Source organism: Sphingomonas telluris, assembly GCF_022568775.1.
In the GTDB taxonomy this organism is placed as follows: Bacteria; Pseudomonadota; Alphaproteobacteria; order Sphingomonadales; family Sphingomonadaceae; genus Sphingomicrobium; species Sphingomicrobium telluris.
Genome location: NZ_JAKZHW010000001.1, coordinates 973,174 through 992,198 on the forward strand (window position 1 = coordinate 973,174; position 19,025 = coordinate 992,198).

The window sequence follows — 19,025 nt, forward strand, 5'->3', positions numbered from 1 at the left end:
CCCCTCAGTCAGCGATCAGCGGGCAAGCCACTCCCGGAACATCCACTTCGAACTCGAACAGTCCGCCTGCCAGTGGCTGGGCGTCCAATTGGTCCTGCGTCAGCAATTGCCGCGCGGTCGTCGCATAGGCCGTGCGCAGGTCCGGCCCTCCGAAGGCGATCTTCGTGATGTTGGCGACGGGGAAAGACACCCGCGCCAGCAACTCACCGGAAGGCGAATAGCGGCGCGCTTCCCACCCCGCGTACAGGCTGATCCAGATGCAGCCCTCGCTGTCGATCGTCGGACCGTCGGGGTAACCGTCCTTCGGGTCGATCGTCACGATCAATTCCGCCGGGCCGAGCTCACCGCTAGCTCCGATCTCACAGGCCGAGATCGTCCCGCCGAGCGTATCGACCCAGTACAGCATGCTGCCATCCGGCGAGACGCAAGGGCCGTTCGTGATGCTGATCCCGCTGAGGTTCGTGCGGTACAATTGGCCGTGATGGTAGCAATAGAAGGCGCCGGTCTTCTCGCGCTCGCCATTGTCCATCGTGCCGAACCACAAACGGCCCGACGGATCGACGACGCCATCGTTGAGGCGATTTGTCGGGCGCTCCGGCTCAACTTCCGTGAGAAGATCGAACGAGCGCTGCTCCGGGTCGAAACTGTAAAGCCCGCTCTGGAGCCCCGCGATAAAGCCTCCGCTCGCTGTGGGCAGGACGAACCCGACCTGCTCGGGAGCGTGCCAGCTTTCCTGAGCGCCGGTGGCCGGATGGAAGCGGTAGATCCGCTGCCGCTTGATGTCGGTGAACCACAGTGCGGCGTCCCGTTGGACCCAGACGGGGCCCTCGCCGAGCTCGGCTTCGACTTCCCAGATCAGCCGCGGTTCGGTCGTCACCTCAGCGCCACCCCGCGTCGACCCAATACTCGTGCCCGGTCGTCAACCGCGCGTCGTCCGATGCCAGGAACATGACCATCGCAGCGATATCCTCCGGTACGAGCCTTCCCTTCAGGCATTGGGCAGCGACGATCTCCGCTTCGCCTTCGGGCGTGTACCATTGCAGCTGCCGGGGAGTCCGCACGTTGCCGGGGACAACGCACGTGACGCGGATATTGTCCGGGCCCAAGTCGCGGGCCATCGCGCGCGTCATGCCTTCGATGGCAGCCTTGCAGGTCTGGTAGAGGACCAGGTCCGGCAGCGCGAGGTGCCAGCTGATCGAGCCGAGGTTGATGATGGATCCAGCGCCCTTGCTGCGCATGCCGGCGATGACTGCCTGAGAGCAGAAGAACATGTGCTTCAGGTTCACACCGAGGCGGTTGTCCCAATATTCCTCGGTGACGTCGTCGATGGAATGGCGGTCGTCGTTCGCGGCATTGTTGACGAGCACGTCGAATGCGCCGCCCTCGTCGATCAGGCGCGCAATGGCCGCTTTGGTACCGGTTACATCCATCAAGTTGTTCTCGACGTACCGGGCGCCGAACTTGTCGGCGACGGCCTGTGACTCGCCGTTCGATACGTCGAAGAACGTGACGTCCGCGCCCTGGCTTGCGAACCCTTCGACGATTCCTGCCCCGATGCCCGAGCCCCCGCCCGTAACGAGTACTCTCTTACCCCGCAGGCTTGGATAGACCGCCCGGAGATTCTGTTCGTCAGCCAATTACTTCAGCCCCCCACGTAAACGGTCTTGGTTTGGGTGTAGAATTCGACGGCGGCGAAGCCCTGCTCGCGCGCGCCATAACTGGACTTGCGAGTGCCCCCGAACGGCACGTGATAATCGACGCCAGCGGTCGGAAGATTGACCATCACCATCCCGGCACGGATCCGCTTGCGGAAGTCGCGCGAATATTTGAGCGAATTGGTCACGATGCCCGCCGACAGGCCGAACTGGCCGCGGTTCGCGATCTCCAGCGCCTCGTCATAATCCTTGACGCGAACTGTGCTTGCGACCGGCCCGAAGACTTCCTCGCAATTGATGCGTTGGTCGGGAGCCGTATCCGCGATCACCGTCGGCGCCATGTAGAAGCCGCGCTTGTCGAGCTCGAGCGGCCCGCCGCCCGTCAGCACCTTGCCGCCCTCGCCCTTGGCGATCTCGACATACTTCAGGTTCTGCTCGAGCTGGCTCTCGCTGACCGCCGGCCCGATCTGGCTATTTGGATCGAGCGCATCGCCGACGCGAAGCGAGCGAGCGCGTTCGGCGAGCGCCTCGACAAAGCGGTCGTGAATGCCCTCGGTCACGATGATCCGCGAGGATGCGGTGCAACGCTGGCCCGTCCCGAAGAAAGCGCCGTCGATTGCGCAAGTGACCGCGCGCTCGAGGTCAGCATCGTCGAGGACGACGAGCGGGTTCTTGCCGCCCATCTCCATCTGCACCCGCGTCTGGCGCTTCATGGCGCCCTGCCCGACCAACGCACCCACGCCCTGCGAGCCGGTGAAGGAGATCCCGTCGACGTCTGGATGATCGACGATCGCGCTTCCGATGCCGCCCTCCCCGATGATCAGGTTAAACACGCCCGGAGGCGCGCCGGCCTCGTGGATGATGGCCACAAGCGCATGCGCGATCGCAGGCGTCGGCGTCGCCGGCTTCATCACGACGGTGTTGCCGAACGCCAGTGCCGGAGCCGCCTTCCACGCCGGAATGGCGATGGGGAAGTTCCAGGGCGTGATCAGGCCGAACACGCCGACGGCTTCGCGATAGGTCGACACGTCGAGACCGGGCCGGGTCGATTCAAGCGTCTGACCGTGGCGGCGCAGAGCTTCACCGGCGAAATATTTCAGGATGCGCGCTGCGCGCATGACCTCGCCCATGCCCTCGGGCAGCGTCTTTCCTTCTTCGCGGGACAGCAGTTCGCCGAGTTCCTTGGCGCGCTGCATGACGATGGTGCCCGCGCGATCGAGGACGTCCGAACGAACCTCGGGCGAAGCCTCCGACCAACCGGGGAAAGCCTCACGGGCAGCCTTCACTGCGCGGTCGACATCGGCTGCGGTGCCCTTGGGATAGCGCGCGACGACATCATCGAGGTTGGACGGATTGATGCTTTCGCCGACGGCATCGCCGCCTTCCGCTTCGCCGCCGATGAAGTGGGTCAGGGTATCGGTCATTGAACTTCAGTCTCCAGCAAGCCGCGCGAGGCAAGGTTGCGCATCAAGTCTCGAACGCCGAACTTCCACGGAGGAGCGGCCTTCGAAGTCGTGACGCGGTTCACCAGCGCGCCAATCTTCGGCGTGGAGATGCTCACCACGTCGCCAATCTTGTGGGTGAAGCCGCGGCCCGGCTCATCGCGGTCGTCCGTCGGCGCGAACAAGGTCCCGAGGAACAGGGCGAAGCCATCCGGATAATGGTGCTCGCTGCGCGCCTGCCGGACGAGCTCTTCCGGGTCCCGGCTGATCTCGCTCATCAGGCTCCGGCCCTTCAGGGTGAAGCCGTCTTCGCCCTCGATGTCCAGCTCGACCACCGCGGTGCGGACATCGTCGAGCGTGAACTTGTCGTCGAAGAGCCGGATGAACGGCCCGATCGCGCAGGACGCATTATTGTCCTTGGCCTTGCTCAGCAGGAGTGCGCTGCGGCCTTCGAAGTCGCGAAGATTCACGTCGTTGCCGAGTGTCGCTCCGCGGATCTCGCCACGGCTATTCACCGCCAGCACGACTTCCGGTTCCGGGTTGTTCCAACTGGAATCCGAGCGGACGCCAATCTCGGCGCCCCAGCCGACACTCGCGAGCGGCGCGGTTTTCGTGAAGATCTCGGCGTCCGGACCGATCGCAACCTCGAGATACTGCGACCAGAGGCCATCCTCGATCAGCGTGGCCTTGAGGCGATCTGCCGCTTCGCTGCCCGGCACGAGCGAACGGATTGCGCCGCCGATCGCGGCCTCGACCTTCTCGCGGATGGAGGCGGCGGCGCGATAATCTCCGCGCGCCCGTTCCTCGATGACGCGCTCTATCGCCGAGATTGCGAATGTAACCCCAGCCGCCTTGATGACCTGCAGGTCGAATGGAGAAAGGAAGCGCTTCCATTCCGCAGAAAACAATGCGTCGAGATCGAACAAGTGTTCGCCGCGAACGGCGCTGATGTCCTGCTCCAGAAGGTCGGATACGGTCGGGGCCTGGCGGGACACGACCTCGACCCGGCCATCGCGGATGAGAACCGGCGTCGGACCGTCGTCGAGCAGCAGTCGTCCCGCGAGCACGGCATCCGCCGAGTCGACGGGAATCATCTCAGGCGAAAACGCCAGACTCAAAGTTTGTCTCTCCCCAAACAGGACAGGACTGTTAGCGCTACCATACGGGGTTGCGCAAGAGGCACGGCGAGCAATTCATATTCCCGTCGCCGCGAAGGTGTGCCCGTCGGGATCAAGGTCGCGCAGGTCTCTCCCGCGCGTTTCCTTGCCGAAGCGGATGACAAGAAGCAGCGCGACGAGCGTCGGGAAAATGATGATGGTCGAAACGACGTCGAGTGCGGGAACCAGCGCGAGGATCGCCAGGAATTGGGCGAGCATTCCGCCGGCTTTTGTGCACGCCGCCACCGTGCCGGTCGTCCGTCCACGGATCCGGAGCGGAAAGCTTTCGGCTGCGTAAGGCAGCAGCATGGCGATCAGCGCGTTCGTGCCGATGATCAGCAGAGCCACTGGAAGGACCGGGCTCCCCTGCCCCGTGAACTCGAGCCACAGCACTCCGATCAGGCCCGCGAGCGTTACACCAATTGAGCCCACGACCGACCACTTCGTGCTCCAGCGGCTGTAGAGGTAGGCGACGACGAACACCGTCGGAAACGCAATGAGCGCGGACTCGGCCAATAGCTTGCTGGACACCTCCATGCTGTATCCGCGCGCCACGAGGTCGGTGGGCAGCCAGAGCAGCAGGCCGAAGTTGATCAGCCCGTAGCAAATCGCCGCGAGGCTGAGCGCGATCAGCTTGCCAAGGAAGGCGCGGCCTGTCAGCGCAACGCTCGGCCCCTTCGCAAAAGCGACAGCTTCCGCCGGCCTGCTGTGCCGAGCCTTGGATCCAAAGCGTGCCATCACGTGGCTCGCTTCCTCCCGACGTCCGCGCGCCAGCAGGAACTTCGCGGACTCCGGAATGAGCGCGCCCAGCAGCACGAGGGACAGTCCGGTCGGCAGGTTCAGGAGCCAGAGGATCCGCCAGCCAAAGGTCGGCTGGAGCAAGGCCGAGAAGCCGCTGGCGGCGAAATACCCGCCAACGGCTCCAAGACCGCCGACCAGCACGAGCGCCCAGCCGCGATGCTTGCTGGGCATCATCTCGGCGAGAAGGGCGTAGGTAACCGGAAGCATTCCGCCGGCGGCCGCGCCCATCATGAAGCACATGCCGATATTCCATGCGAGCGAGGGCATGGCGCCGCAGATCGACGTGCCGACGAACATCACCGCGGACAGAAGGATCGACGCCTTGCGCCCATAGATGTCGGCGATGACGCCCCAGACGATCGAACCGACCACCGTGCCGGTCAGGGCAAAGAAGGGCACTAGCGACGCCGTCGCCTTGGGCACCTGATATTCGCCCACCATTCCGGGGATCGTGAAGCCGAGACTCGCCGGCTTCATGATGTCGATGATCAGCGCGATCACGAGGACCGCCATCAGGCTCCAATGCGCCGAAGTGAGCGGTGCCTCTTCGGGCGGCGAGACGACGATGTCCTGGGACGCCGCCAGCTGCTTCGAGATGTTCCGCGGCAACAGTCCGTATGCAGCCACTCCCACTCCGGCGATGATCGTGGCCATGCCGATGTACATGTCGGTGCCCATCGGCATGCCGTAGAGCTGGTAGTGCATCGACCTGCCCATGAGGAACATGGGTAGGTGGAGCAGGACGCCGGCGGTGACGGCAATCACGCCGAGTACGAAGGCCCAAAGGCCGCGGCGATCGGCGAGCGTGCTGGTGCTGATCATAGGTCGCGGCAGCCCTTACAGGCTGCAGCGGTCCTGTGGAACAGATGCACTCGAAACCCGAATACCCGAAATTGCGATCGTCAGCTTGCCGTTCGTGCTGAGGAAGAACGGCGTCGACAACTTCGACATCTCCACCCCTGCCCGCTGGAAGCACTTCAAGGGCACCGCCAGCGTCCGCCACTCACCCTTCGGTGCTGACCGGATTGTTTCGGTGACGGGAACCGACGTACCTTCGACGCCAAGCTTCACCGGACTCGTGGGACCTGAGCGAACACTGTAGTCGACGATCAGGCTGAGTTCGGCGTTCGTCTCGCGCGCGATGTCCAGCGGTTGGGCTGCGATCAGGCGGAGGAACTGCTCGCCCGCCCCGTCGAAGGTCACCAGCCTCGTGTCTTCCTGCCCTCGGCGATCGATGTTGCGAACCGTCACGCCGGAGCTTGGTGCGAAGGACCATCCGGTCTGCAGCACGCCGCGCTCGAAGAAGGTACCCAAGTCGCTCGCGCCGCCACCCGCGGGCCGTTCTTCAGACAGCTGCGGGACGTCCGCCGTGTCGGCGTAGGTCAGGCCATAGCCGAACGCGAACAAGGGGTCGTAATTGGGGTCGCCCCGGTTGAGCGGCGTCTGGTCGGCTCGCTTGGGCCAGCTGTACGAGAGCTTCCCTCGGAAGTCGTTGCGGACCTGCCCGGCGGCATCCTTGAACAGGACGTCGGCGATGCCGCCGCCTTCGCTGCCGGGCAGGAACGCCGCGACGAATGCGTCGGACGCGTTGAGCTCGGGGTTCACCCACATCGGACGTCCAGACAGGAAGACCGACACCGTCGGCACTCCTGCAGCTTTCAGCTTTTTCAAGGTCTCCAGCGCTGTCTTGTCACTCGGGCTGAACTCCAGCGTCGGGCGATCGCCAACCATCTCGGCATAGGGATTCTCGCCGAACACGACGATCGCGACATCGGGCTTGCGCGAGAACTTCCCGTCGACGCTAAGGGTCGCCTTCCCACCGGCGGCGGTCACCGCTTCCTGGATGCCGCTGTAGATGGACTGCGCATGCGGGAAATCGGCCTTGGTCAAGTCCGATCCCTGCCAGGTGATCGTCCAGCCGCCCGCCTGCTTCATGATGTTGTCGGCGCCATCGCCCGCGACGAGGACATTCGCGGCAGGCGAGAGCGGGAGAAGATGCCCCTGGTTCTTCAGCAGCACGAGGGATTCGCGCACCGCCTGCCGAGCGATCGCGCGATGCTCCGCCGACCCGAGCAGGTCGAAGCGGCCTGCGAATTGGCGCGTCGATGGGGCGCCTTCTTCGAACAGGCGCGCGCGCATCTTCACGCGCAGGATGCGGCGCACGGCATCGTCGAGCCGATCCATCGGAATCTCGCCCGACTTCGCCTGGGCCAGCGTGTTCTCGTAAATGCCCTTCCAACTGTCGGGCGCCATGAAGATGTCGAGGCCGGCATTCATCGCTGCGGGGCAGTTCGTCGCCGTGCAGCCCGGCACCTGACCGTGGCCGTTCCAGTCGCCGACAATCAGGCCGTCGAAGTGCATGTCGCCCTTCAGCCGGTTCGTGAGCAGGTCGCGGTTCCCGTGCATCTTCTGACCGCGAATGCTCGAATAGGACGCCATGACGGACTGGACACCGGCCTCGACGGCGGGCGGATATCCCGCGCCATGGATGTCGCGGATCTCGGCGTCGGTCGAGGGATTGTCGCCCTGGTCCTTGCCGTTCGCAGTGCCACCGTCGCCGACAAAGTGCTTCGCCGTTGCGATCACGTGGCCAGGGCCGAAGAAGTCCGGCGTCCCCGGAGTACCCTGAAGGCCTTCCACCATCTTGCCCGCGTACGAGCGAACGATTTCCGGATCTTCGGAGAAGCCCTCGTACGTGCGCCCCCACCTATCGTCGCGGACCACGGCCAGCGTCGGCGAGAAATCCCAGTCGATCCCGGTGATCACCATCTCGCGCGCAGTCACTTCGCCGATCTTCTTGATCAGCTCCGGATCGCGCATTGCGCCTAGACCGATGTTCTGCGGGAAGATCGTCGCACCAACGACATTCGCGTGACCGTGAACTGCATCGATGCCCCACAATGTCGGGATCTTCTCACCGGTCCACTGCGCTTCATTCGAGGCATTCCAGAACGCGTCGGACAGCTTCAGCCATTCGGCCGGAGCCGCTTTCTCATGACTGCCGGGGCCGCTGTTGCCGCCCGCAAGAATGGACCCGAACTTGTACTTGCGCATGTCGTCGGGAGTGACGCTGGAAATGTCCGGCTGGACGGTCTGCGCAACCTTTTCCTCAAGCGACATCTTCGCGAGGATCGCATCGATGCGTGCTTCCTGTGCGGGATCGAGAGCGACACGGCTGTGCACGCTGGGCCAGGCGTTGGGATCGGCAACGGGCGCATCGGTCGAAGGCGCAGGAGCTTCCGCCGCGGCTGCGGGCGCCTCGACCGGCTGAGTTGCACAGGCGGTGCTCGCAAGGAACGCCGCCGATGCAAGCAGACGCCAATTCGCCGTGGTGCTCGAAATCCGCATCAATCTCTCTCCCCGCTTGCCTTGATTCGTGCCTGGTTGCATCGAACGAATGGCGCATGATAGCGCTATCATTAGCAACCGCTTTGCATTGCCGAAAGCAGTGATCGCGCAAGTTCAAGGGGGCAAGTTTGAACGCACTGCGGCGCCTGTTATTTTCGGCCTTCCTGCTTTGCCTTGCCGCGCCAACGTTCGCGCAATCCGCGCTCCCGAGAATCGAGACGAAAGCCGGTCGTCACGCATTGTTCGTCGACGGTGCACCGTTCCTGATCCTGGGCGCCCAAGTCCACAACTCCAGCAATTACCCGGCCACGCTGCCGAAGGTCTGGTCCACGGTTCGAGCGCTCAATGCCAACACCGTCGAAATGCCGGTCGCATGGGAACAGATCGAACCGCAGGAGGGCCGTTTCGACTTCTCGTTTGTCGATGAGCTTCTGAAGCAGGCGCGGCAAAACGACGTCCGTCTCGTGCTGCTCTGGTTCGGCACGTGGAAGAATACAAACCCGCAATACACGCCCGAATGGGTGAAGACCGACACGCGGCGCTTTCCGCGGATGCGGCTGCGCGACGGCAAGGTGCATTACGTCCTCTCACCTCACTTTCGCACCACGCTCGAAGCAGACAAGCGAGCGTTCGTGCAACTGATGAAGCACCTGCGCGAGGTGGATCCGCAGCATACGGTGATCATGATGCAGGTGGAGAACGAGACCGGCAGCTACGGAAGCCCGCGCGACTTCTCGTCGGAAGCTCAGCGCCTCTTCGAAGGGGCAATCCCGCCGGAGCTTGCACGCGTCACAGGCAAGCGCGGGAACTGGTCCCAGGTATTCGGGACCAAGGCCGACCAGGCGTTCAATGCCTGGCATGTCTCTCGCTACGTCGACGAGATCGCCGCCGCGGGACAATCCGAGCTCGACCTCGCCATGTATGTGAACGCTGCGCTTTCCGATGCCTTCAGCGAGGAAAACGCGATGAACGGCGCGAGCGGCGGCCCGAACTGGAATGTGCTCGACATCTGGAAAGCCGGCGCACCGCACCTCGCGATCGAGGCTCCGGACATCTACGAGCCGGATGCCCGCGCCTACGCCCGCTTCGTCGAGCTTTACGGCCGCCCGGACAATCCGCTCTTCATCCCCGAAACGAGCAACGCGCCAGCCTTCGCGAGATTCCTTTGGCTTGCACTCGGTAAGGGCACGATCGGCTTTTCACCTTTCGGGATGGACGCGACGGGCGACTCCAATTTCCCGCTCGGCGCAGAAAGCGGCGACAGCGACGCGCTCGAGGCGTTTGCTTCGAAGTTCAGCCTGCTCAAACCGATTGCGCGAGATTGGGCGCGACTTGCGTTTCAGCATCCCACGGATGGCTTTGCGCGCGGCACCGATGCTGCATCACAAGCCGTAACAATGGGACGGTGGAAGATCACGGGACAGTTTGCGCTCTGGCCATTCGGGGAACCGGAGTGGACCGGCCTGAAGAGGCCGCCTCATCCCGACAAGGACCGCCCCGTAGGAGGCGCGGCGCTGATCCAGGTGGGACCCGATGAATTCTTCCTCGCCGGAGATCACGTCCGCATCCGCTTCGGCCTCGACAAAGCTGCGCCCGGAGAGAACGTCCAGTTCCTTTCGGTCGAAGAAGGCACGTTCGAAAGCGGCCGCTGGACCACGTCCAGGCGCTGGAACGGCGATCAGGTCGACTACGGAATCAACCTCGCGAGACCGACCCTGCTCAGGGTGCGGCTCGGCACCTATCGCTGAAGAGGACGTGCATGCGTAACTTTGCTGCCCCGTTCGCCGCCGCATTGTTTCTATGCACGAGCGGGCACGCGCTCGCGCAGAACTGGAAGCAGACCTCCGACGGCATCCTCGTGTCTCCTGCGGCCGGGTCGGAGAAAACCATTCGCCTGCAGGTCTATGGCGACGGCATCATCCGCGTCACATCCGCGCCCTCGGCGCAACTCCCTGCGACACAAAGCCTGATGGTCGTCGCCAAACCGCTTTCGAACGGCTTCACCGTTTCGGAAGCGCCGGGCCACGTGACGCTGCAGACGCCCAAGGCCTCTGCGGAAGTCGATCTCGCAACCGGAAACGTCAGCTTCCGGAACGCTCGCGGCGAGGCGGTCCTGGCTGAAAGCGGATCGCCGACCTTCGTGCCGACGACCGCCGATGGAGAGCCGTTCCTCTCGGTCAGCCAGCAATTCAACCGCGGCACGGACGAAGGCTTCTACGGCCTGGGCCAGCACCAGAACCGCCAGATGAATTACAATGGCGAGGACGTTGAGCTGGCTCAGCACAACATGGACGTGGCAATCCCCTTCGTCGTCTCCACCCGCAACTACGGCGTCCTGTGGGACAACAATTCGATCACGCGGTTTGGAAACCCGAAACCCTATGCGCTCGTCGACGAACAGCTGAAGGTCACGGCCGACGGCGGGGAGCCGGGATTCACTGCGCATTATTTCCTCGGCGACCGCGAAATCGTCACGCGGCAGGAGCGGTCGATCGATTACCAATACATCGAAGACCAGGCCAAGTGGCCCACCGCAGCAAAGGCGCAAACGACCGCTGCGACTTCCGGGCAGAACACGGCCGGCAATGCCGTCGGCAAGCAACGCGTCCTTTGGACCGGCACGCTTCATCCGACCGCGACCGGAACGCACAAGTTCAGGCTCTATTCGTCGAGCTATGTGAAGGTCGTCGTCGACGGCAAGGAAGTGCTGCAGCGCTGGCGGCAGAACTGGAACCCCTGGTACCACAATTTCGATCTGCCGCTGACGGCGGGGAAGGGCGCCGACATCCGCGTCGAATGGGAGCCGAACGCCGGCTACATCGCGCTTCTGCACAACGATCCAATGCCGGATCCAGACCGGCACTCGCTGACGCTGTCCTCCGAGGTTGGCAAGGCGCTCGATTATTACTTCATCGCCGGCGACAGCATGGACGGCGTCATTTCGGGTTACCGGACGCTGACGGGCAAGGCGCCATTGATGCCAAAATGGGCCTACGGATTCTGGCAGAGCCGCCAGCGCTACAACACGCAGGACGAGCTGCTCGGCGTCCTCCGCGAGTATCGCAAGCGCGGCCTGCCGCTCGATAATATCGTGCAGGACTGGTTCTACTGGCCGGAGGACAGCTGGGGCTGCCAATGCTTCGACCCGAAGCGCTTTCCGAACCCGCAGGCGATGGTCGAGGAGATCCATCGCGCGAACGCCAACGTGATGATCTCGGTCTGGGCGAAATTCTATCCGACGACCGAGCAGTACAAGGAACTGGACGCCGTCGGCGGAATCTACCGGCGCATGGTCACGCCGCCCGAAGACAAGGTGAAGGACAAGGACTTCCTGAAGGCCAATTATCGCGACTGGGTGGGGCCCGGTTACGCGAGCGCTTTCTACGATCCGTACAACAGCAAGGCGAAGGACATCTTCTCACGGCAGGTGATCGGGAGCCTCGCCACGAAGAACTTCGACGCCTGGTGGCTCGATTCCGATGAGCCCGACTTCCATTCGAACCTGTCGATTGAAGAGCGCCAGCGGCGAATGGGTCCGACAGCTGCCGGACCGGGAGCGGCCTTCTTCAACTCCTTCCCCCTCGTCCACGTTGAAGGCTTCTATTCCAGCCTGGTGAAGTTCAAGCCGGACGTCCGGCCCTTCATTCTCACCCGCTCGGCATTCGGCGGTATCCAGCGAGCCAGCGCCGCAGTCTGGTCAGGTGACGTGGCGTCGCGCTGGGACGACCTGCGAGACCAGGTCTCCGCGGGCGTGAACTTCTCCATGTCCGGCATTCCGAACTGGACGCACGACATTGGCGGTTTCGCCAACGAGGAGCGCTACGCCAAGCAGGACCCGGCGCACCTCGCAGAATGGCGCGAGCTGCAGACCCGCTGGTTCCAATTTGGTGCCTTCTCACCCTTGTTCCGAAGCCACGGCGAGTTCCCTTACCGTGAGATCTACGAGCTCGCCCCGGCAGCTTCGCCCACCTACCGCTCGATGGAATGGTACGACCGGCTGCGGTACCGACTGATGCCGTACATCTACACCCTTGGCGCAGACGCGCATTTCCATGACGGCACGATCATGCGCGGCCTGGTCATGGATTTCGCGTCCGACCCGAAGACGTGGAACGTAGACGACCAATATCTGCTCGGCCCCGCATTCCTCGTCGCGCCGGTCACCGAGTTCAAGGCGCGCAGCCGCAACGTGTACTTGCCGTCCGGGACGCGCTGGTACGACCTCTACAGCGGGCGCAGCTTCAACGGCGGCCAGACGATCTCCGCGACGGCACCGTACGAACGCATGCCCGTGTTCGTTCGCGCCGGGTCGATCGTGCCGACGGGACCCGCAATCCAGAACACGCGCGAAGGCCGGAACGGGCCACTCGCGCTACTCGTGTACGCCGGCGCGGATGGCAGCTTCAGCCTCTACGAAGATGACGGGGTCAGCCGCCAGTATCTGAACGGCGCCTACTCACGCATTCCGCTCACGTATGACGACAAGAGCGGCACCCTTACGATCGGCGCGCGCGAAGGCACCTTCCCAGGCATGACAGCCAAGCGCACCATTCGCGTTCGCCTGCTCCGGCCCGATCACCCGCGGACGCTCGCCTTCGACAGCAGCGACGTGACGGTCGCCTACGACGGGAAACCGCAGACGGTGAAGGTCCCCCGCTAAAGGTCGCGGTGCGCCGTGGCGAAGGCCTCGGCCGCACCGAATAGGCCTGGTTGCGGGTGGACGATCACCTTGACGGGCATCTCGTCCATCATGCGCTCGAAACGGCCCTTGGCGATGAAACGGTCGCGGAAGCCTGATCGCGGCAGGTAGTCGACGAGTCTCAATCCAAGCCCGCCGGCAAGCACGACGGCTTGCGCGCCCTGTGCCAGTGCATAGTCGCCGGCGGCGGCTCCAAAAATCAGGCAGAGGCGGTCGAGCGCGGCGGCCGCGAGGCTGTCGGTCCCCTGAAGCGCCGCTGTCCACAGATCCTTCTCGTCGCGCAGCGTGTAGGGGCGGTTCTCGATCGTGCCCAAGGCCTCGTAGATATTGAGCAGCCCCCTGCCCGACACGAGCCGCTCCACCGACACGCGGCGGAAGCTCTCGCGAAGCTGCATGAGGATGCGGTCTTCGAGCGGGTCCAGCGGCGGCCAATCGATATGGCCGCCCTCTGTCGCGATCACCTCATAACTGTCGGATCGCCGCACCAGGCTCGCGACGCCGAGGCCTGTTCCCGGACCGACGATGCTGATCACACCGTTTTCGGGCAGGTCGATCTCGGGACCGCAGACATGCCGGTATGCGGACGGATCGAGGCCCGCGACCGCGTGAGCGATGGCCGCGAAATCGTTAACGATGACGAACTGCTCGACGCCGAGCTTCTCTTCCATCAGCGCGGGGCGGATCACCCACGGGTTGTTGGTTAGCTTGAGCACTTCGCCGCCAACCGGACCGGCGAACGCAATCGCAAGCTCCGTCGGAAGCGGCTCGTGGATCCTCCGTCCGAATTCCTGCCACGCGTGCTGGAAGCTCGCGAACTCACTCGTCTTGACGGTAACGGGCTCTCCCAGCTCCGTGACGACACCGTGGTGGATCGTCGCCAACGCGAAACGCGCATGAGTTCCACCGACGTCGGCAGCAGCAATTCGTCTCATGACTCTCCCTCTAGCGGTGCTGCCGTAACGGCGAAGAAGCGAACCCGCTAGAGATCAGGCCGCGTCGCGAGCATCCTGCTCCGCATCGAAGCGCGCCTGAGCCTGATGTATGGTTTCCACATTCTCGGTCGCCCAGGTCGCAAGGCCGCAAATCGGCTTCTGCAGCGACTTGCCGAGTTCCGTGAGTTCGTAGTCGACGCGCGGCGGAATGCTGGGCGTCACCGTACGATTCACGAGCCCGTCGCGCTCGAGGTTACGCAGCGTGAGGGTGAGCATCCGCTGCGATACGCTCGGGATTTCGCGCCGCAGCTCGTTGAAGCGCTTCGATCCCTCGCCCAGCGTCTGCACGACCAGAACGGTCCACTTGTCGCCGATGCGCGCGAGCAAGGTGCTGATCGTCCGGCAAACGGGATTGCTGGGGTCCTTCATCGTGTCGGTTCCTTCCGTGTGACCGGCTCACAAATTTGTTCGCTCGCCACAAAAAAGTGCGTTCTTGCGGGCGATTTGGTGATGGTTACTTAGAGCGCCTCGGTAACAAATCAATACTTAGGAGGCAATAGTGACCATCCTGCATATCGACAGCAGCATCAACGGCGAGAACAGCGCGAGCCGCACCCTCAGCCGGTCGATCATCGACCAGTTGAAGACGGCCGAATGGGGCGAGCAGGTCGTCACTCGCGACCTCGTGTCGGAGCCGCTGCCGCATCTGACGCTCGACGCGTTCGCGGACACGTCGGTTCTCGACGAATTCCTTGCGGCCGATACGGTCGTGATTGGCGCGCCGATGTACAATTTCTCGCTGCCGACCCAGCTCAAGGCCTGGATCGATCGCATCGTCATCGCCGGGAAAACCTTTCACTATACCGCCAACGGCCCCGAAGGCCTCGCGGGCGGCAAGCGTGTCATCATCGCGCTCGCTCGTGGCGGGTTCTACGACGCGAACTCTCCCGCAGCGGCCCTCGAACATCTCGAGACCTACCTGCGTGGCGTGTTCAACTTCATCGGCATCGAGCCGGAATTCGTTCGTGCCGACGGCCTCGCTATCAGCCCGGACCAGCGCGATGCGTCGATCAAGCAGGCGCTGGGAGAAACTGTCCGCCTCGCCGCCTGATTAGCTGCGGTCGGCGAAGTCTCCCGCTCCCTCCCTTCGCCACCGCGCAAAAGAGCCTCGATCGCCCTTTCAAGCGACCGGGGCTCTTATTTCATGCGGGACGAGCTTAAACCCGCCTGCCCTTCACGACCCGGTACAGGCCGAGCAGAATAATCGCGCCGAGTGTGGCGATGATGATGTTCATGATATTGCCGCCGCCGATGCCCATATGGCTGGCGACGAAGCCGCCAAGCAGGCCGCCCGCGATACCGATCAGGATCGTGACGATGATCCCGCCGGGATCGTCCCCGGGCATGATCCACTTGGCGAGAATGCCTGCGACCAATCCAACGAGAATCCAGCCGATGATCCCATATTCCATGTCCCGCTCCTGGAATGAGTTGGCGGAGCATGTGGAACAGCCGTTTTCTGGTGCGGGCGCCATCCGGACAATCCCTTATCGTTCAGCGAGCGTCCGAAAGGGGAAATGGTGGGCCCGGAGGGATTCGAACCCCCAACCTAGCCGTTATGAGCGGCCGGCTCTACCGTTGAGCTACAGGCCCTCACCGGTACGTCCGGCCTAGCGCCGCGAAGGCGTGGCGCGCAACTAGCTGATGCGCCGCGGGAGAACCAAGGCGATCCGATCGCCCGATACGCGGAGGTCCCCGCCGGCGGTCTGGGCAATGCCCCGCGCAAGCTTGAGCGAGAAGCCGCTCGCAAGCACGTCAGCCTGATGCCCGTCGCGGCCGAAGATCTGAGCCTCGCTCAGCGTCCGCATCGCCTGGGGCCGGCTTGCGCTGATCAGGCACTGCCCGACGTCGCAATCGAGGTTGATCTCAACCTGCTCCTTCGATTGCGCCACATCGATCAGCGCCGACGTGAAGCGACGGATGAGCCGGTCGAGCACCGCGCGGTCCAGTGTGGAAACCGCTGGGGTGCGGGACAGCGCCAGGTCGAAACGCGCACCGCGCCGCGCCGCACGGTCCTTCAGGTCCGGCAGCAGACCGGTCAGCAGCGCATTCAAGTCCGTCGAGCTGTTCATCGCCGCCGCGGATGCTCGCAACTGGGCCGCGACGTCGAGATCCTCGATCGCGGACAGAAGCAGCCGCCCCTGCGAAACGATCTCCGCGGCGCGGTCCCGGTACTTGGTGTCCGCCGGACCGAGATATTGGCCGTCGATCACCTCGGCAAAGCCGATGATCGCGTTGAGCGGCGTCTTCAGTTCGTGGACGAGCTCGCGGAGCGAATCCTCGTCGAGCGGTTCACGAGGCGTTGCAGCTTCAGCGGCCGCGCTATCCCCTGCCCTAACGCCCACGCCGCGATATCCCGCGAACCGGCCATCGGAGGGCTCGAACGCAGGAACGCCGCTCAGCTTCCACTCCCCGGACGCAGGACCGTCACCAGAGACGGTGAGCGTTGCCTCGCGAAAAGGCGCGCGCACGGAAAACGCGCGCTGGATGCGCTGATCGACGCCGTTATGCTCACCGGGATTCGCTAGCGACCGCCCGATCAGTGCGCCGCGCGGAACGCCCTCAACCCAGGCAATCTCTCCCGACGGTCCGCATTCCCACCGGAACAAGGGGGCCGCGCTTTCGGCTGGACGGCGCGCGGCCGTTGCTGCTGGCTGCCGGATAGGCCTGGCTTGCTGAGGCGCAACCGGAACCGCTTGAGGCGCTGGCGTCTCAGCCGGCTCGTCCTGAGCGAACTGGCGCTCAGTCTTCAGATTCTCAATCCGCGCCAAGACTTCGCTGATGGAGGGGATGGTGATGCGTGGCCCGGGCGACGACTGCGGTCGCGGCGGCGGAGGTGGTGGCGGAGGCGGAGGAGCCACGAAAGGCTCTGGCTCTGGTTCGGGCTCGGGCTCCGGTTCTGGCGCGACACTCTGCTCGGGCTCGGGCTCGGGCTCGACCTGGACCTCGCCTTCGTGAATCGGCTCGAACTCGGCCTCTTCGGCAGGTCGCGAGCGATCCGACACCTGCCAGCCGGGAAGCTCGGGATAGAGCGAACGAATGAACCGTAGACTGTCCGGGCTCGAGGCCTCGATGACCATCTGCCATTCGCTGGGTGTCAGCGATACGGCAGCGAGGACGGGTGCCGAAACCGCGATCGAATCTTCGGCGAAGACCTCGACCAGCTCCACGGGCAGCTGGGGACGCGCCACCGCACGGGCGGCCGCACCGCGAACTTGCGGATCGATGGACGGAGCTTCGCTGCGGATTTCGGCAAGCGCCTGCCGTGCCGGCGGCGTCCACAGGTCGGAGGCGCGCGCAATCAGCTCGATCAGCTGCCGCCAGCGGACGGCGCGATCGTGCGGATTGGCCGCAGGCTGGGCCAGCACCGTATTCAAGCGATCGTCGAACCGCACTGCGTTACTTCCGCTTCCTCACAAGACCGGTCAGAACACCGTTCTCGCGCCGCGGTCTCGTATGAAAGGGGTTCCTGCTTAACCATCCCGAAACGGGACAGCTCTAAACGTAAAATAAACCAATATAAAAGGGGCGCCGGTTTCCCGACGCCCCTTCGGCAAAGAGAACTCGATTAGGACTGGGTCGAAACGTACGCGAGCCAGTACTTGGCGATATCGGCGCGCGGACCCGTAACCGCATTGAGCGCTGCCGCTGCACCCGCCTTGTCGCCCGAGCGAGCGAGCGCCATGCCCAGGTGCAGGTTGACGAGGCTCGCATCCGCGCCAGGCTTCTTCAGCGTGGCCCGATAGACTTCAGCGGCCTTCGCATACTGCCCGTAGCCATACAGCAGATCGCCATTGGCGAGCGCCGACTTCGCGGTGCCGCCGGCGATTGCGCTTTTCGCGGCATTGTCCAGCGTGGCTTCTTCGCCGGCAGCCTTCTGCTTCGCCTGGGCGATTTCTTCCTTGAACGGAGTCTTGTTCGGATCGACGACGCCCGCCTTCACGCCCTCTTCGAGAACCGTCTTGGCCTCGCCCGGATAGCCCTTCGTCAGCGCGGCATAGGCGTAGCGGTCGTAGTCCGCCTCATCCTTCATCGCGCCGGCGGCGCGAGCGAGACGGAGCAGGTCGAGCGTGGCCTGATCGTCGGTGTCATGCAGGCTGCGGTAGATCTTGATCGCGTCGCTCCAGTTGCCCGGGGTCGGATACTTCGACACCCAGTCGCGGCTGATATCGACGGCGGCCGGCAGCTTGGCCTTGTACGCGGTCGACAGGGCACGCTTGTAGAGGTCTTCCGGCGGCTTCGCTCCACCGGCGCTTTGCTGAGCGATCGACTTCTGCAGAAGCGCAACTGCCTCCGCCGGATTGGCTGCCCCGACGACATGCGTCTGGTCGAGAAGCGTCTTCGCCTCCGCATTGTTCGGATCGAGCTGCAGGACCTTCTCGAACGCCGTAGCAGCCTGCGGGAACTGCTTCAGATTGTAGCGCGTCTTGCCGAGGCTGAGATAGGCCGCGGGAAGCTGCTGCTGGTCGAGCAGGCCACTGCCGATCATCGTCTCCAGCGCAGTGCCGATGCCGGCGTCGTTCTTCGCTGCGACGGCGGCCTTCAGGTCGAGCTGGGCCGCGAGGTAATGCTCTTCCGGAGTCTTCGCGGCCGCGTGCGCGGCCTGTGACTTGGCCGAGATCGTCGCATCGTTGGCGCTCACCGCTGCGAGCAGGTCTTGGTATGCCTTGGCAAATTCCGGCGAAATCTTGATCTTCTTGTCGCCCAGCGTGACGGTCGCACCGCCTCCCTTGGCCGGCTTCTTCTCTTCCTGCTGTTGCGGCTGCCGCGACTGCGGGTTCTGGGTCGCCTGCGAGGTGCTCCCATAGTCGCGCTGCGCCTGTGCGGCAGTCGCCAGGGCGGTTGAGGCAACAAGGACGATGCCGAGCATCTTGAGGGTGGATTTCACTATGCGTCTCCCAATCGCCTTTGAAGGCGCTTCCAACTGAATT

14 protein-coding genes and 1 tRNA gene are annotated in these 19,025 nt (G+C 64.0%); 3 read left to right on the top strand and 12 right to left on the bottom strand.

The window, feature by feature from the left end; translation table 11 throughout:
* Positions 1–4 precede the first annotated feature (4 nt).
* The 6 genes from LZ016_RS04915 to LZ016_RS04940 all read right to left on the bottom strand — a co-directional run bounded on the left by LZ016_RS04915 (position 5) and on the right by LZ016_RS04940 (position 8,403).
* The gene (locus tag LZ016_RS04915) at positions 5–877 is read right to left on the bottom strand and encodes an SMP-30/gluconolactonase/LRE family protein (protein ID WP_241446222.1); all 873 of its coding nucleotides are present in this window, start codon (positions 875–877) and stop codon (positions 5–7) included.
* A 1-nt stretch (position 878) separates the two neighbouring features.
* Positions 879–1,637 carry a D-xylose 1-dehydrogenase gene (xylB, locus tag LZ016_RS04920; protein ID WP_241446223.1) on the bottom strand — a complete coding sequence of 253 codons (759 nt, stop codon included), beginning with the start codon at positions 1,635–1,637 and terminating at the stop codon, positions 879–881.
* A gap of 5 nt (positions 1,638–1,642) precedes the next feature.
* A complete protein-coding gene (locus LZ016_RS04925) occupies positions 1,643–3,079 on the bottom strand; it encodes an aldehyde dehydrogenase family protein (RefSeq protein WP_241446224.1) in 1,437 nt (478 codons plus the stop codon).
* On the bottom strand, positions 3,076–4,191 hold the full coding sequence (locus LZ016_RS04930; RefSeq protein ID WP_241446226.1) for a fumarylacetoacetate hydrolase family protein: 1,116 nt from the start codon (positions 4,189–4,191) through the stop codon (positions 3,076–3,078). Before LZ016_RS04930 ends, LZ016_RS04925 begins: the two co-directional genes overlap by 4 nt.
* A 99-nt stretch (positions 4,192–4,290) precedes the next feature.
* Positions 4,291–5,877 (bottom strand): MFS transporter, encoded by a 1,587-nt coding sequence (locus LZ016_RS04935; RefSeq protein WP_241446227.1) that lies wholly within the window; start codon positions 5,875–5,877, stop codon positions 4,291–4,293.
* A 15-nt stretch (positions 5,878–5,892) separates the two neighbouring features.
* Entirely contained in the window at positions 5,893–8,403 is a 2,511-nt protein-coding gene (locus LZ016_RS04940) for a glycoside hydrolase family 3 protein (RefSeq protein WP_241446228.1), read from the bottom strand.
* A gap of 128 nt (positions 8,404–8,531) precedes the next feature.
* Between LZ016_RS04940 and LZ016_RS04945 the strand changes: the two genes are divergently transcribed.
* Both LZ016_RS04945 and LZ016_RS04950 read left to right on the top strand, forming a co-directional pair.
* Complete coding sequence (locus tag LZ016_RS04945) at positions 8,532–10,151, top strand: DUF5597 domain-containing protein (protein WP_241446229.1); 1,620 nt, start codon at positions 8,532–8,534, stop codon at positions 10,149–10,151.
* An 11-nt stretch (positions 10,152–10,162) separates the two neighbouring features.
* Positions 10,163–13,063, top strand: a complete 2,901-nt coding sequence (locus LZ016_RS04950; protein WP_241446230.1) for a TIM-barrel domain-containing protein — start codon at positions 10,163–10,165, stop codon at positions 13,061–13,063.
* On the opposite strand, the gene glk is transcribed toward LZ016_RS04950, so the two are convergent.
* Complete coding sequence (gene glk / locus LZ016_RS04955) at positions 13,060–14,034, bottom strand: glucokinase (RefSeq protein ID WP_241446231.1); 975 nt, start codon at positions 14,032–14,034, stop codon at positions 13,060–13,062. The genes LZ016_RS04950 and glk overlap by 4 nt on opposite strands.
* A 54-nt stretch (positions 14,035–14,088) precedes the next feature.
* On the bottom strand, positions 14,089–14,463 hold the full coding sequence (locus tag LZ016_RS04960; protein ID WP_241446232.1) for a winged helix-turn-helix transcriptional regulator: 375 nt from the start codon (positions 14,461–14,463) through the stop codon (positions 14,089–14,091).
* A 130-nt stretch (positions 14,464–14,593) separates the two neighbouring features.
* Between LZ016_RS04960 and LZ016_RS04965 the strand changes: the two genes are divergently transcribed.
* A complete protein-coding gene (locus LZ016_RS04965; RefSeq protein WP_241446233.1) occupies positions 14,594–15,145 on the top strand; it encodes an FMN-dependent NADH-azoreductase in 552 nt (183 codons plus the stop codon).
* 106 nt (positions 15,146–15,251) lie between these two features.
* Here LZ016_RS04965 and LZ016_RS04970 read toward each other — a convergent pair whose 3' ends face one another.
* The 4 genes from LZ016_RS04970 to LZ016_RS04985 all read right to left on the bottom strand — a co-directional run bounded on the left by LZ016_RS04970 (position 15,252) and on the right by LZ016_RS04985 (position 18,982).
* Entirely contained in the window at positions 15,252–15,506 is a 255-nt protein-coding gene (locus LZ016_RS04970) for a GlsB/YeaQ/YmgE family stress response membrane protein (RefSeq protein ID WP_241446234.1), read from the bottom strand.
* Positions 15,507–15,612: 106 nt separating this feature from the next.
* Positions 15,613–15,687: transfer RNA gene (locus tag LZ016_RS04975), tRNA-Ile, on the bottom strand.
* Positions 15,688–15,731: 44 nt separating this feature from the next.
* Positions 15,732–17,489 carry a sensor histidine kinase gene (locus LZ016_RS04980; protein WP_241446235.1) on the bottom strand — a complete coding sequence of 586 codons (1,758 nt, stop codon included), beginning with the start codon at positions 17,487–17,489 and terminating at the stop codon, positions 15,732–15,734.
* Positions 17,490–17,662: 173 nt separating this feature from the next.
* Positions 17,663–18,982: a tetratricopeptide repeat protein gene (locus tag LZ016_RS04985; protein ID WP_241446236.1), complete on the bottom strand. Its 1,320-nt coding sequence runs from the start codon at positions 18,980–18,982 to the stop codon at positions 17,663–17,665.
* Between the last annotated feature and the right edge of the window lie 43 nt (positions 18,983–19,025).